Here is a 15156-nt window from a genome sequence, read left to right as displayed (position 1 = left end):
CTGCGCCGTCGATACAGCAGTAGACGGTGCAGCCCTCATCGATGTTTGACGCCGATCGTCGGGCCAACTCAGTTTTCTTCGAAACCTGTGTCCTCGAACTTCAGCTGGGCGGCGTTCTCTCGGACGGTACGCACCTGCTGTTCGGTGAATCCGTCGGGAGTGCTTGCAGTGATCTCGATACGGACCTCGAGCGTGACGCCGTCGGCGGCTTCGAGGTGCGCGAGGACCTCCTGTTGGATATTGGCGAAGTCGGCAGCAGGACGATCGGAGTTGAGGGCCTTGACACCCCAGAACCTGCGCGTGACCCTCTTCGCTGGCGGAGTCGAAGGCTGAGAGCCAGGGCCCGGTGTAGATGTGACAGCAGCGGGGCTGGGAGACGGGCTGTTGCCTTCACTGCTGTTGCCGTCATCCGCACTGGTGACCGGTTCGATCGGCGGGGTGGCCACAACCCGTGCGCGCTGGGCGACGGCTCGAGCTGGCTGGACGAGGAGCGTGTCGTCGGTGACAAAACTGGGATCGGGCTTGTCGCCATGCATCCAGAGGTTCTGGTACTCGTCGGTGGCCTCGTCGTGGCCGTCGGCGAGGGCGAAGGCGTCCTGCTGCCAGAGGAGGACGTCAGCAGCACCGAGTACGGCCTGCTCGAGTACCTGCCGGTTGGGCAGGCGCTTGAGGTAGGGGTACTGCGTGTACCAGGACCACAGGTCGCCGAACCTCACATGTCCCTTGCCCCAGGCGTTGGCCAGGGCGCCTTCGAGAGCCATACGTACCAGAGTGGCCCCGAGTACCGGGGTGATCCAGCCCTTGGCCTTGAGCGCCGCGGTGACGCGCTCGGCGAGGGAACCACCGTCCTTGGCGATGCGGGTGAAGGAGATGGTCGGCTTCTGGCCAGGCAGTTCGGTCGGGATCAGCGCTGCGGTGAATGCCGCGCGGACACGGTCGTCGACCGCCGCGTCCAACTGACGTGCGCGGGTGACGGACTGCTTGCGCTGCTGGGCGCTGAGCTCAAGCTCCTCAGCCTCATCGGCGATGGACTTCCAAGCCCGGTACTCCCGCACCACTCCGTCGAGCTCGGGGTAGGTGTCGCGATCGGCGGCGACCATGACCAGCATGTTGCGGCGCTGCCGCTGCCCGGTGCCTGCCTCTCGCAGGAGACGCGCGGCGAAATCCGTGGCGGCAGAGGCGTCCTTGCCCCAGGTAAATTTCGGATGCAGGACGACGAGCTTGAGCACCTCGGAGTCGAGGATGTCCCCGGTGTCGAGAGGCGCGGCATGCACGGTACCGAAGGAAGCCTTGGATGCCTTCTCCGTAGCCTTGAGGCGTTCGACGATCGTGGCGTGCACGTCGGCCTCGCTGTAACCGGCCGCACGGTCGGCGGCCACACGGGAGACCGAAGCAGCCAGGTCGTACCAGGAGCGGTCGCCGTCCTCATAGAAGTAGGTAGCACGCTGGCCCAGCAAGGCGCGCGCGTCACCGATGTGGTTGATGACGTCGCCAGGAACCGCAGTGCCCAGGCGGAGCTGCTGGATGTCCACGCCCTTGTGTGCCGAACGCAGCGTCGGGACGGTAGCCATGAACACTGACCGGGCGAGACGCCTGGTAAGGGCTCGCTGCCCGAACGACGGACGCTCGCGATCGATCTGAACCGGGGTCGCCCCCTCCCCGTCGACGTCCTTGTCCACCACTGGCTTCCAGTTGTCGTCGAGATACTTGGTGATCTCGCTGAATACCTGGGTGTCGTGGACGGGCACGGCGCCGGGGGTGATGAGCGGCGTGGTGTCATTGGCGACCCACAGAGAGTTGATGACCACGCTCATCAGACGCAGCACGCCGCGGGTGCGCTGGAACTTCGGCAGCGTCGACCAGTCCTCGTAGAGCCGGTCGAACAGCTCGGGGTGGATCGGATACGCCGCTCGGATGCGCTGCTCGTACGCCCCCGTGGTCGTCTCACGCGGGAAGAACCCGGTGTTCTCTTGGTAGTACTTCACGTACTGCTTGGCCACCGCAGCGATGTCCGCCAGGGCCACGGCGTCGGGTTCTTCGAACAGGCGCCGCCGCACGATCTCGAAGGACTCGATGTTGTTGGCCGGTCGCCAGTCGTCAGCGTTCCGGCCGATGGTGTGCTGCAGGGTTTCCAGAGCGACGTGCCCGTTGGGCCCACCCACCTCCAGCGCCGAACCGCCGCCTCCGTTGTCCAGGGAGTCAGAAGCGGGAATGGAGACCACGAGCATGACGCCGGGGATGGACTTGGCCATCTCGGTCAGGTGCTGGGCGAAGGTGTGCTGCGTCGCGAACGTTCCGCCGGGCAGGTCGTCGCGGCCCACGAGCTGGCGGGCGTAGGCCACCCACTCGTCGATCAGAATCAGCACGCTCTTGCCGCTCGCGACGACGTCCCGTACGACGGCGTCCAGCGCGTCGCCGGGATCGGTGCCGGTCGCATCAGCCATCGCGACGCGGTCGAACGCCTCGCGATCTCCGAGCTGCCAGGCCAACTCCCCCCAGAGCGTGCGCACCTGCGTGCCGTCGTTCTTAGGGATCGGCTGGCTCGGGGAGAGCTTCGTGCCCACCAAGGTGGCTCGCTTCACGTCCAGAGACTTCAGCGGATCGCCTTCGGCCGTGGGCAGGGAGGCATGTACGACGTCCTGGACGGCCTGAGGCAGCGCGCTCGTGGTCAGGCCGTCGGAGAACAGGTGGTACAGGGCCAACATGGAGTGCGTCTTACCGCCACCGAACTGGGTCTGCAGGTTTATAACCGGGCTCGCCCCGGGATCCCCGGAGATGCGCTTGAGCGCACGAGTCAGCAGGTCGGACAGACCGCTGGTGAGGTAGGTACGGGAGAAGAACTCAGCCGGGTTCAGGTACTCCGGCGCCGCAGTGTGGCCATGGGCCACCGCGTAGAGGTCGGCGGCGAACTCCGCGGCGGAGAACTGCCCGCGGATAACGTCGGCGTGCGGCCGGATGACCTCCCGCCACGGTTTGATCGCCGTACCGGCTTGCATGCCGGCCACCTTGACCGCCTGCGCTTCACGCGTCAGTCGGTTGCGAGTCTGCCTCTCGAAGACCTCACGCTGGTGCTCCATGCGCAGCTTTGCGGCCGCGTCCGCCTCGTCCCCGGCACCGATCACTGTCAACAGACGCTCGATCGTGTCCAGCGCGCGGTAGGTGTCGTCCGAGGAGAATTTCTGCCCGTGGTGCGCTGCGTTCGCCGTCTCCCGCAGCTCGGAGGCCAACGCGGACTGCGGGCGCGATAGATCCTTCTCGAAGACCTTCCACCTCTCGGTGATCATGCGGAGCAGGAATCGCACGTCGTCCCGCGAGTACGTCTTCGCGGTACCGAACTTGGCCGCATCCTCTGCGGCGATCAGCTCGACCCAGTCCTTGCCGGCTGGAACCTGTGCGGACATACGCATGTCGACCCACGGGCGCATCCCCTCGAGTAGCTGGTCGAGTCCGCGCAGTACCTTCTCGTTGTTCGTCAGCGCCATCAGATCTCCTCCCCAAAGAGCGTCTCGGCCACAGCGGCCGGGCGGATCGTGGTCGACGTGGCGGAGACATCGGCCCACGCCCCGCCGAACCCATTGAACAAGCCAGCGGTCGAGGCATCCTGAGACTCCATCAGTTCATACAGGCGGATGGCCAGGCGGTTGACCTCGTCCAGGTCCACCTTCCCCTTCACTCCGGCCATGAGCCTGGCGGCCTCCTCGCGGCCCTCGGTCGCGTACGCACGTGCCAGATGGCAGGTGACCTCCCACAGAGACAGCCGGTCGTCGTGGCCCGGGTCCCACCGAGGGTCCAGAGCCAGCGGCTTGATGAGTGCGACCTTCCCGCCGCCGGAGGTGAGAATTCCGCCGCGGGCGATCCCATCTACGGAGAGGCCCAGAGGTACAGCCAGCGACTCGGCGTCACCGTAGAGGCGCGTGTCCCAGCCGTAGGAACGGAACCAGTCCAGACAGAAACGGGTGTCGGCATCCAGCTCGGCGTCGTGCTCGTTCTGCAACGCGTCGAACGTCTGGTTGATCAGTGCCAGCGCGGTCTTCACCGACATCGTGGAGCCGTCGTCCTCCAGCACGCGGGAGAAGCGGGAGAACACCCCCATTCCTGGCCCGAGGATCGTCTGACGCAGGTCAGCCGGCGCGATCGCCCCCTCGCGAATTTTCGGAAGGGCCGCTTCCAGTTCATTGTGTAGAGCAACAAGAAAACCGGTGCGATCGGTTGTAGGTGCCTCCTTCTCTCTAGGTCGCAAAGCCAGCACGATGGATGAAGCAAGCGCGTTCATGCCCGCAGACATCATGCGATTCGGCAGTTCGGACCTCACGGGCCAAGTAGCGGTAATGGTCCATCCGGCGCGAATCATTCCATCTAGGAATGTTGACCACCCTGTGCTAGCAACTCCCTCCTTTTCTAGCTCTGCCTGCTTGAAGGCATAGAAGACAGAAATCGGATATTCGTGAGATGCTGACTCCCGTGCGAGGGTGAAAACGCGCTCGAATCCCTTCTCAAAGAAAGCTTCCGCTTCTCCTTTTCCTCCGTGGCGGTAGGGGTTGGCAACGAGTTCTTCCACCTTGGGAACCAACATTGTCCCGAAGAGATTTGGATGCACGTTGCGGAGGGATCGGCGGAGCCAGACGTAAAAAAAGTCGGAAAGATCCGAGTATCCGATATTGTCATAGTACGGCGGGTCGGTTGAGACCAGAAGATTGTCGTAGGATCGACTAGCGGCATCCGCCTGTCGAGCTGCCCCAGCTACTCGTACGACAGGCATGGAATCGAGAACTTCGACTTCGGAGGCTACTACGGCGGTGAATCCTCCGCCGTATTCTTCAAGGGGTGACGCTTCGGCGAAGTCCCAGGTCATCGGGATTGCCTGACGCTGAAACGACCCACGAAGCCGGTTCATTCGGGCTTCCCAGGTGCACATGGTGTTGTTGCGTGCAGCGAGTTTACTTAGAGCGAATGTGAGGTACGTTGCAACCGCGTCGGCATACGCTTCCGCTCCTGTACCACCTTCATTGAGCGAGACACCGCGACTGACTCCAGAGGCAACGCTGTCGGCAACAATCCGCTCTCGAGCTTCACGGATCAGATCGCTGAATGTGACGAGTGCGACAAGTTGTCGATTTGTGAAAAGGTCTGCGAAATCTTTCATTCCGTAGATCGGGGCCTTGATGTCGCGTGGATAGTGCCCCAATTCTCCAGATGGAATGGCTTCGGGGCGCTTTACGTTTGTCGCATCAATGTGAATTGAATCGGGTTGGATGTAGATTCGGCGCCGATTCTTCTCTGCGACTACAGCAACAAGTTGCTGGCCAATGCGCTTCCCGCGACCCTCGGATCGAATGTACTTGAGTTCGACGGGATTGCCGCATCCAACGCAGTGTGCACCCTTACGGCCAACCGTCCCGTCATCCGTGTTTTCAGGGGCCGTTGCAGGATTGTGCTCGATTCTAAAATCGACGCGTCGACCGCCGGGTGAGGCGGCGTCGTCGGTCAAAATAGGGACGGCGTAGGCTTCCATGCCCTTTTTCTTGCCGAGCCACCACGAACCCATCAGAGGCATCCGAATACCGCACGCAGGGCTCGGGCAGGTAACGGTGCGTGCCCAAATCCATGCGATCACCGTGGCCTTCGTCGTCCTCCCTGTTGGCTTTCCACTCGGATCGAGCACGGGTACGTCTGCCTGTGGGTACAGGTGCCCGATACGCTCCTGGGCGCAGTCGCGCATCCATGTGCCGTAGCGACGAACGTCTTCCGCCAGACCTGTGGCACGCGGCCAAGGCCCCAATCGACTCTCCGCAGCCCCAGGGAAAACGGGCGGCTGTCCCGCGAACTTCGGCGGGATCTCGATGAGAGCCTTGTTGATGAGTACGGGCACCGGGTTGAGGTCGCTGGCGTGAGCCTCCAGTCCCAGGCGCTGCGCTTCCAACGGGATCGTCCCACCGCCCGCGAACGGGTCGAGGATTGCCGGTGGGTTCCCTCCCGTGCTCCTGAGGATCTCCTCGCGAGCTTCCCGGTACAAGCCCTCGTCGTTGATGTTCTCCCAGACCACTAGCCGTCGGATGATCCCGTGCAGGCGTTCGCGCTCCGCCTTCTGCTTCTCCTCCGTGGGGAACAGCTCGGGATGCGAAGACGGGTCATCGACGAGCTGGGCGAACAGGACCGCCCGCGCCGCCGCCAGCGGTCGGCGAGCCCACCACAGGTGCAGTGTGGACGGGTGCCCGTGGCGGATCGACTTTTCGCGGGCGGACTCGGCGTTGATGTCCTCCAGCGGGAGGGAAACTTCGATGAGCTTGCGTCGAGGGACAGAGCCTGACGGCGTTCCGGGCTGCACTGCGGTGTTCACCTACTCAATTTAGAATCCGAGACGCTCGAACCGTGCCTTGGGTGGCATGCGAGCGGATGAAAGCGTGTGGATCTTGTGTGTCAGAGGGGCTCTACACCGCGGCCCCACTCGGCCTTCCACTTGCGGCGCAGGTCGTCGACGTACTTGTCCAGGACCAGGTCGGCGAAGGGGGCGAGCACGTAGCGGACCTGGTCGTTCGACCCGTCGGGGGTGTCGGGGTCGACGGCGACGAGTGCGAGCCGATAGTCGGGCTCGGCATTTTTGGCGTAGCCGACTTCGCTGGTGGTGACGATGAAGTTGTCTGCGCCCAGCACGCGCCCCTTGACTTCGATGAAGATCAGGTGCCCGTCGGGCTTGCGGGAACGGATGTCGAAGCCCTTGTTGGAGTGCGCCATCTCTTCAGGCACCCGGCCGAGCCGACGCTCGGCAGCCAGTACGGCATCTACGGCCCGACGCTCAGTGACGGTGGTGTCGAGGGCGAAGCTGTCCGGCGTCGTCTGTCCGTCGGCAATGTCCGGGACGACCGCGGCGGGCAAGACGAGCGCTGCACTGATGATCTTCGGCGTGTGCACGGTGATCTGGGTTTCGAGGTCGAGCTCGCTTTGGCGGCGCGCGAGTCGGGCTTCCAAGGAACGAGCGCGATCACGTGCGGTGGCCGGTGAGATACGGATCTTCTTGCCTGCCGCCTGTGCCTCGGCAAGCTTGATTGACTCACCGTCCCAGTAGTTCATCTGAGCCAGCAGACGCTGACGTACCAGCTTGCGCGTCCGCTCGACAGCCGGGACAACGCGAGCGACGACGTCGGCCCGGTGCTCAGGCAGGCCATGCCGGATCGCCCAGCTCTGGGCGATCTTCTCAACGCCCTCGGCAAGCCAAGGCGAGGACAGCTCGGAGTTGATGGCAAGGGCCAGTGCGGTGCACTGCTCCAGGTCCAGGTCTGCAGCCAGCGACAGGTCGAGGTACGGGGCGGGACCTGCCGGCTGTGCGGTTCTGTCCGGCAGCACGGAGATGTACTCGAACCGCTTGCTGATTGCGGTGCCGTGCCCGTCCGAGAGTTCTTCCAGCAGGGCGAACACAAGGCGGGGAGTGGTGGCGTTCCGGTCCAGGAAGGTTGCCCCACGGGTCAGGGTGTCGCCGTACCTGGTCAGGATTTCGGTAATGATCGCGTCCATCAGCGGATGACCGGGCGCTATGAGCTCGGCGTCCGGGCGCCCGGGTACCACCACGGCCGAGGGCTCGAAGGTGATGCGTCCATAGCGCGGGCTGATGGGACGCCGACCTTCGCGCAGGACAGCGGGTACCTGGGTCAGCTCGAATCGGTCCTTCTCTCGCTCGGAGGTCCGCCCACCCAGGGCACGCAGGGACTCCATGACGAAGGCCTGCACGAAATGAGGCTGCATACGCCGGGCGCGGGCCTCGTCCATCTGCCGGCGCAGCTCGGCCAGCTCCTCCACCCCGATCTCCGGGGTGGCCAGGGCGCGTTCCTTGACCAACTCCTCGAGGCCGTCGGCTACGGACTTGTCGATGACCTGGTCCAGGTAGGCGCGGACCTCGGGCTGCTCGCCGTAGCGGATGGCTCGCACGAGCAGGTCACGGAGCGGCTCCTCCGCGAAGGCGTTCTCTCCTAGGACATCGAAGACCTTGCCGCCGTAGGCGCGGCGCTGTTGCTCGATCTTGGTCAGTAGACGCTGGAAGACCTGGCCCTCCCTGGTCTCGGAAGCCACGAGGTTCCACAGGCGGCAGACCTCGCGTTGGCCGATGCGGTGGATACGTCCGAAGCGCTGCTCGATTCGGTTGGGGTTCCAGGGGAGGTCATAGTTGACCATCAGGTGCGCGGCCTGAAGGTTCAGTCCTTCGCCGGCAGCGTCGGTGGCGATCAGTACGTGGCAGCGAGGGTCGTTGGTGAACTTGGTGCGGACCTCCCGACGAGCCTGTCGCGTGGTGCCACCGTGGATGGTGCACACGGCATCCTCGTCGCCGCCCAGCAGGGTGGTGATCCGGCCTGCGAGGTAATCGAGAGTGTCGCGGTGCTCGGTGAAGACAATGATTTTGTGTGGGGCGTGGCGGTCACTGCTCAGACCGTCTTCGCGGGCCTTGAGGATAAGGGAACGCAATTCCTGCCACTTGCGATCCTCACCCGAAGTACGGACCTGCTGGGCGATCTCTTCAAGACGTGCCAGGACCGCGAGCTCGGCGTCCAGCTCCGCTGCCGTGCGCGCGGCGGTGGCGGCGTCCAGGATCTCGCTCTCCAGATGCTCCAGCTCGGCGGCACCGAGCTCATCGGAGTCGAAGTCGTCTGGGTCGAACGACAACGTTTCGGGTGGGGGAGCGAACGGGCCGGCCAGGGTCTGATCACGGTGGGTGCGCAGGCGCGTGGCACGGCGCCGGATCGACTGGTAGATCGCCTCCGGGCTCGACGCCAGGCGTCGCTGCATGACCGTGAGCGCGAAGCCGACAGTGCGTCGTCTGCCGTCGGCTCGCTCGGCCCGGTTCATCTCCGTGCGTACGTACTCGGTGACCTCTTTGTATAGGTGCATCTCCGGTGGGGAGAGCGTGTACTCGACGGTCTCGGCCACCCGCTCGGGGAATAGCGGCTTGCCGTCGAAGGTGAGCAGGTCCTCCTTGATCATCCGGCGCATTAGACCGGTGGTGTCGGTGGAGTGCACGCCCCGGCGGTACTGACCGGCGAACCTGTCGGGGTCCAGAAGCGCGAGGAATGTCTGGAAGTTGGCCTCCGATCCCGAGTGAGGGGTCGCGGTCATCAACAGAAAGTGCCGGGTGCTCCTGCCGAGCAGCTGGCCCAGCTCATAGCGGCGGGTGCGCTTGAGTTCGTTGCCGAACCAGGATGCGCTCATACGGTGGGCCTCGTCCACGACGATGAGGTCCCATTCAGACTCCGCGAGGATGGTCTGCCAGTCTTCGTTGCGGGCCAGTTGGTCCATACGCGCGATCAGCATTGGGTTGCGCCGGAACGGGTCGCCGTCGCGGTCGGCCTCAGCCAGGTCACGTGTCAAGATCGCCATTTCGATCCCGAACTTCTCCGCGAGTTCGGTCTGCCACTGCTCGACCAGTCCACCGGGGGCGACGATCAGGCAACGCTGAACGTCTCCGCGCAGCAGTAACTCTTTGAGGTACAGACCCGCCATGATCGTCTTTCCTGCGCCAGGGTCATCTGCCAGCAGGAAGCGCAGGGAGCCGGCTTGGGCCAGCAGGGTGTCGTAGACGGCGCGGATCTGGTGGGGCAGCGGGTCGATGTCGCTGGTCTCCACTGCAAGCATCGGGTCCGTTAGACCCGCGTGCTGCATGCGAAGCGCCTCAGCCGCAAGACGGAACTGTTCAGGGCTGGCGTCGAACGACCATCGGGACCTCGGTGCTTCACGCCGCAGCCCAGTGATGTCTGCGGGGAAAAGCACCTGATCGAACAGATGTCCGGAGTCGTCGCGGGCCGTAATTTGAAGAGCGTCACCAATCGGCGTGGCAGCGACGACGGTGACCGTCCCCGAAGTCAATCCGGTCAGGCGAACTCCAGGTTCGACATCATCGGCGTCCATAGGACCTTTCCCCCCAACAACCAGGCGCTGAGAAACTCGGCGCCAACCGCCTTGGATGCCGCTGCTTCGTCGAGAGCGTAGTCACGAGTGTCCGACAGCATCGACGAACGCTGCCAAGGCGCAGCCATGTAGCATTCAACCACTTTCTCCACAGATATTTCACATCTTGGTGGTGATTGGAAGTCAGGGGTTCTCAAGCCGTTCGCACCCTGTGCTCTCCCCGCTCCAGATGTCCCATAACCACCTGATGCGCCCGCCACCCATCCGGGAACTTCGGCGGTACGTCCAGGTAAACGGGGCTGCTCCGCGGGTGCCGGTCCAGCAGGTCGCGGATGCCGGCGCGGGCCACCACGATGCAGGCGAAACGGTGCCGGGAGAGCAGGACGCACAGGCGGCCAGTTTCCAGGTGGAAGGCGGAGGCGTCCTGGCGGCCGGACAGCGGGTGCCAGACCAGGGTGACGTCGAACTCGCGGCCTTGGAGGCGGTTGGCGGTGTCCACGGTGATGCCGGTCAGGCCGCGGGCGGCGAGGCGGGTGCGGACCGCGTCCGCTTGCACGGTGCGGGCCGTGCCGATCGCGATGCGGTCCGCGGTCAGGGGCTCGCCATTGACCAGGGCGCCGCGCTCCAGCAGCCGGGCCGCCGTCGCCGCGAGGGCCTCGGCCACCTCCGGGTCCTGGTCGAGGGTGTGGCGCGCGGGGAGTTCCAGGTGGCCCCAGCCGGAGTCGGCGGCCCGGGCGAGGACGTCGTCCAGTGGGGTGGAGCCGTGGGACAGGATGGAGTACGAGAGGACGCGCTCCGATGCCGTCGTGCCGGGGTCGAACCGGTAGAAGGGGTAGAAGGCCTGCTCGACCAGGGGTGCCGCCGTCTCCGGGAGGCGCCAGGAGACGGGGAGCTGGTGGCGGACGAGGTCGGGGTTGTGGGCGAGCGTGACGTCGACCGCGTTGCGCAAGGGGTCCCAGGTCAGGCCGTGCCAGCGGTCGGTCTCCACGGTGGCGAAGGGGTCGAGCTGGCCGGGGTCGCCGACGAAGAGGACTTGCGAGTCGTCCTGGGCGAACAGCGGGGCCGTCGCCAGGAGCGCGTCGGAGCGCATTTGGTAGGCCTCGTCGACGATGGCCCACCGCCACGGCGCGCACTTGTCCGGGGTGATGAACGACCACTTCTTCGCGGTGGACACCACGACGGGCAGGTCGCGCAGATCCGTCACCTGGCTGCTCCCGGTGACGTTGGGGTGCCGGGTGACGCGGGGCGGGAGGGTGTGGCCCTTGGCGTGGAGGCGGCCGAGCGCCAGGTCGGGATGCTTCTGCGCGATGCGGTCCACCAGGTCGTCGACCTGCTCGTTGGTCTGCGCGACGATCATGAGCTGGTGGCCCGCGGACGTCAGGTGCCCGGTGGCCCGCACTACCAGCGTGGACTTCCCGGCTCCGGGAGGCGAGTCCACGACGACGCCCCGGCCAGGCGCGGTGTCGAGGCTGGTCAGGATCCCGGCGACCGCCCGGTCCGCGCGTTCGCCGGGGGTGAGGGCTTCGGGCTCCCCGGTGTCGGGAAGGAGGGCGGTCACTCCCAGGTCTCCTCTGCGTCCTCGTCGGTGGGTTCGTACGGTTGCGGCGGACCGCCGTGGGTCCAGGGGGTGTTCTCCTCGTCGGGCATGGCGGACGGCATGGCCGTGGGGTTGAGCGTGGTGTATGTCAGCTCCTCGCCGGTCTCCGCGAGCGTGCCGACCGGTGCCGGAGGCTTGCGCTTCCTCTCGAAGCCGCCCTCGAGCTGGAGCACCACGGTGTGGCCGCCGTCGTCCTCCTGCCGTACTTCGAGGATCTGGGCTCCTTGGCCGGGCCGGGCGGGGGACTTCACCTTCGTGCCGGCCGCGAGACCGATACGGGCGTCGGTGCGGAGGGTAATCGTGGGGCGCCACACCTGGGATCCGGGACGGTCGCCGGGGACGAAGCGGTCCTCGTCCCTGGCCGTCACCGTGCCCGTGAACGCCTCGCCGGTCAGCTCGTACTCCGCCATCACCAGCGGGTCGTCGTACGCGCGCTGCGCCTCGTAGCGGGCGACCGCGTCCTCCAGTCGGCCCAGACGGCGGGCGGCCCTGACAGCCTGGTCGCGCCGGGCTTGCGGTCGGCCGTCGGCGTCCAGGTACTCGGCGTACTCGGAGAACCAGCGCCGGTCTCGGGACCAGCGGTCGGGGACGTGGGCACCCTCCGGCAGATCGCGGAGCAGCTCCACGCCGCGCCACATCAGCCGCCAGGTGGGCAGCATCTGGCCGCTCAGCTCACGGTCGATCTGGCGGCCGACCGCCTCACGTCCGCGGTCGTCGGACGCCTCGTCGTAGCGCGTCATCAGTTCGTGGAGGGTCCGGTCGAAGATCGCGTCCGTGGACGGACCGGCCGGCGGCCACATGGCGGGGTCCTCCGTCTCCCGCGCAGCCCGCGCGCCGTCGCTGCCCTCGGGCGGATCGATCCAGGCGAGCAGGGACGCGAGGTGGGAGTCCTCGGAAGAGCTCTGGCCCGTGGCCCAGTGTGCGGCCAGCAGCCGGGTCATCGCGAGCAGCACACTGGAGTCCGGGAACTCGGCCAGCTCCGCTAACCAGGTCAGCCACTTGCCGAGGGCCGGCACGGACGGGTCGACGGCGTACGGCCCCTCGGTGGCGCGCAGTCTGGTCAGCCGGCCGAGCAGGCGCACGTACGCGATGCCCGCGCCGTTCGGCACCAGGAGCTGCGGAGCTCGCTGGAAGCGAAGGCGTTCCTCCTTCTCCTTGCCTCGACCGACGGTGTAGGGCTCCGTCTCCGTCCGGCACTCGTCGAAGTACGCAAGGAGGAGGGCGGCGAGGCGCTCGGCGAACCGGAAGCGTTCGGCGCGGTTGCGCGGCTGGCGGACGGTGAGGAGGGTCGGGTGCTCGGGGTCCGTTCCCGCGAGGGCGGCCAGGGGCGCGCACGCCTCGCCGGCGAGGGTGAGCGGCACCAGGACGAACGGCTTCTCGTCCAGGTGCTGGTGGCGGACGGTCGTCAGCGGTTCGGCACGGCCGGTGCGGGACGCCGTGAGCGCCGCGACGGTGGACAGGACGCTCATGCGGCCCCCCGGCGGAGTCGGCGCAGCCGGGCGGCCGCGCGCAGCAGGTCGGCGGCTTCCGCCTCGGCCTCTCCTGGCGCGGAGACTCCGTCCAGGTAGTCGAGCGCGGTGCGGGTGGAGTCGATGCCCGGCAGGTCGTTGCGCACACCGCTGCCCAGGCGGGCCGGCGAGGCGCATCCGTCGGCTTCGTCGCGGCAGTAGCGCGCCATTTCGCAGAAGGACAGGCAGGAGGGCGTGTACGACGCGTCCAACGCCTCTATGGAGGTGGAGAGTTCCTCCGCGCTGCGGGTCGTGTCCAGGGTCGCCGTCTCGGGGAGTCGGGCCGCGAGGTCCTCGGCGCGCCGCAGCCGCGAGAGCTGGAACTGGAGCGCGTCGAGTTCCTGCTGGAGGTTGATCAGGCGGCCGTAGGGGCGGTTGGAGAAGTCCTTGGGGCAGACGAGCAGGAACTCGTGGGAGATCTGCCCGGTGGGCTGGCCGACGGTGTCGAAGGCGCGGCGGAGGGCGAGGACGTACACCGCGGCCTGCTTGGCTGCCTCGGCGACGGCGGTCGGGTTGGCCTGGCCGTCGATCGCCGCGAACGAGCGGATCAGGACGACGTGGAACTTTCCATCGATGCGATGGGTGAGGGCGTCCGGCTCCAGGTACGCCGTCTGACCAGCGACTTCGAGAGTGAGCACGGGGCGGTCGAGGATGAGTCGTACGTCCTGGCCGGAGGCCACGTAAGCGATGAGGCGGCGGGTCTCCCGCTCGCGCACGTGCAGGGTTGTGTTGCCCCCCACCTCGTTGAGGTCGGTGACATGGGCCTCTTCCACGGGGGCGGAGAGCCGCTCGCGCAGCAGCCGGATGAGCTCGGCGTAGCCGCCCCACTTCACGAGGCTGTGGAACGCCTGTTCGCGGGCGAGGGCGAAGGGTGACTGGCCGAAGCGCGGCTCGTAGCCGACCCGCTGGGCGAGCAGTGCCTTGTCCACCCCGGTGGCGTCGAGGACGGCGCGGCGGGCGCAGGCGGGATTGGCGGTCAGGGCGGTGATCTTGCGAGCGGAGTACGGCTGAGGGGGCTGCGGTCCACGCAGCCGCGCGAGTCGGCCGTCGGGAGGTTCGGACTGCTGCGAGGGCATCGTCTCTACTTCGGAACGTCTTCGGGAGGGCACCGGCGTGCGAGGCGTCTGACGTCATCGCCGTCGGGAAGGGGGCGTCAGGACAGGGTTCCACTCGCGTCGCGCAGGGCGTCACGCATCGGCGCCGCGCCGAACAGCTGCTGTACATCCGCGAGTTGGCTACGGGCGCGCTGCGCTGCCGCTTGCCGCTGCTGGTCGTCCTCCTGCTGGTGGACGGCCGCTTCGGCGTGGGCGGCAGCGATCACGCGCGCGGGGTCGGGTTCCGGGGCCGCGGCGTCGTGGGCGCCCGGGATTGTGAGGGCGAAACGGCGCAGCAGCCGCCAGGCCGCGTCGGGGGCCGGATGCCCCGTAGCGGTGAGTCGCTGGATCTGCTCGGCGGTTCCCACCGCGTGGGTGAGGAAGTCGGCGCGCGGGCTGAGCGGGCCGATGATCCGCCGCTCCACGGGCCAGGTGGACAGGGCCAGGAGGCCGCGTGCGGGGACTAGGCGGTCGTGGGTCAGCGCTGCGCAGATGTAGTACGGGCGGGCATAACCCTGTGCTGTAAAGGAGCGCTCCTCGTCGCGGCGGAGGGACGCGAGTTTGGTGGCGACCAGCGCTTCGGTAAAGAACGCCTCGTACGTGGACGAGATGAGCTTCGGGGAGGCAGGGGCGCCCAGCAGGGTGAGCGCCTGGTGGGCCTGCTCGCGGATCGGGATGGAGCCGTGCGTTGGGCGCTCCTTGCGGCGTGGTGCGCCTGTGGTTGCCGACGTCTGCGGGGCTGGTGACTCGGTCAGGAGTGCCTCGCCGTCCGGCCCCGCCTCGGACTCGAGGCAGTGCTCCCATGCGGCCTCGGCCTCGCGCAGCGCGCGACGGATGCGCGCGGCCTCGACCTTGTCCCGTGCGCGCACAGCACCGCGCAGCTGGGTGCGCAGGTGGGACAGGCGCTGCTCGAGTTCCTCCAGTGATGCCGCCATGTGAGGCAGCTTAGCGCAGGAGCCAACCTATGCCAAGAAGTTCCAATGAGTTCCAAACTTTCTGCTACGGTCGAATGCAGCGGCGCACCCGGCCGTTCCGAAGGGCGCCGGCGGCACACGCCGCGCTGGCTGAC

The 15156-nt window shown here is 66.8% G+C and carries 7 protein-coding genes; all 7 read right to left on the bottom strand.

Translation table 11 applies throughout. From position 1 onward, the window contains the following. Positions 1-68: 68 nt before the first annotated feature. On the bottom strand, positions 69-3482 hold the full coding sequence (locus tag EEJ42_RS11295; protein ID WP_123099817.1) for a Swt1 family HEPN domain-containing protein: 3414 nt from the start codon (positions 3480-3482) through the stop codon (positions 69-71). Next, positions 3482-6337: a DUF1156 domain-containing protein gene (locus EEJ42_RS11290; RefSeq protein ID WP_246096366.1), complete on the bottom strand. Its 2856-nt coding sequence runs from the start codon at positions 6335-6337 to the stop codon at positions 3482-3484. Before EEJ42_RS11290 ends, EEJ42_RS11295 begins: the two co-directional genes overlap by 1 nt. Before the next feature lie 80 nt (positions 6338-6417). Next, on the bottom strand, positions 6418-9888 hold the full coding sequence (locus tag EEJ42_RS11285; protein WP_246096364.1) for a helicase-related protein: 3471 nt from the start codon (positions 9886-9888) through the stop codon (positions 6418-6420). A gap of 193 nt (positions 9889-10081) precedes the next feature. Beyond that, positions 10082-11446, bottom strand: a complete 1365-nt coding sequence (locus EEJ42_RS11280) for an AAA family ATPase (protein ID WP_123099815.1) — start codon at positions 11444-11446, stop codon at positions 10082-10084. Continuing rightward, the gene (locus tag EEJ42_RS11275; protein WP_123099814.1) at positions 11443-12954 is read right to left on the bottom strand and encodes a hypothetical protein; all 1512 of its coding nucleotides are present in this window, start codon (positions 12952-12954) and stop codon (positions 11443-11445) included. Before EEJ42_RS11275 ends, EEJ42_RS11280 begins: the two co-directional genes overlap by 4 nt. Beyond that, positions 12951-14069: a hypothetical protein gene (locus EEJ42_RS11270; RefSeq protein WP_123099813.1), complete on the bottom strand. Its 1119-nt coding sequence runs from the start codon at positions 14067-14069 to the stop codon at positions 12951-12953. The genes EEJ42_RS11275 and EEJ42_RS11270 overlap by 4 nt, the downstream gene beginning before the upstream one ends. Before the next feature lie 77 nt (positions 14070-14146). After that, positions 14147-15022 (bottom strand): hypothetical protein, encoded by an 876-nt coding sequence (locus tag EEJ42_RS11265; protein WP_123099812.1) that lies wholly within the window; start codon positions 15020-15022, stop codon positions 14147-14149. Positions 15023-15156 lie beyond the last annotated feature (134 nt).

Origin of the sequence: Streptomyces botrytidirepellens (assembly GCF_003721215.1) — a bacterium.
GTDB classification, from domain to species: domain Bacteria; phylum Actinomycetota; class Actinomycetes; order Streptomycetales; family Streptomycetaceae; genus Streptomyces; species Streptomyces himastatinicus.
Note: the sequence above shows the minus strand (reverse complement) of the source record. Positions and strands in the feature narration are given on the sequence as shown.

Bases quoted from the DNA above. Each gene is read 5' to 3' on its own strand.
- EEJ42_RS11295 (WP_123099817.1), bottom strand. From the start codon at position 3,482: ATGGCGCTGACGAACAACGAGAAGGTACTGCGCGGACTCGACCAGCTA.
- EEJ42_RS11285 (WP_246096364.1), bottom strand. From the start codon at position 9,888: ATGGACGCCGATGATGTCGAACCTGGAGTTCGCCTGACCGGATTGACT.
- EEJ42_RS11275 (WP_123099814.1), bottom strand. From the start codon at position 12,954: ATGAGCGTCCTGTCCACCGTCGCGGCGCTCACGGCGTCCCGCACCGGC.
- EEJ42_RS11270 (WP_123099813.1), bottom strand. From the start codon at position 14,069: ATGCCCTCGCAGCAGTCCGAACCTCCCGACGGCCGACTCGCGCGGCTG.
- EEJ42_RS11265 (WP_123099812.1), bottom strand. From the start codon at position 15,022: ATGGCGGCATCACTGGAGGAACTCGAGCAGCGCCTGTCCCACCTGCGC.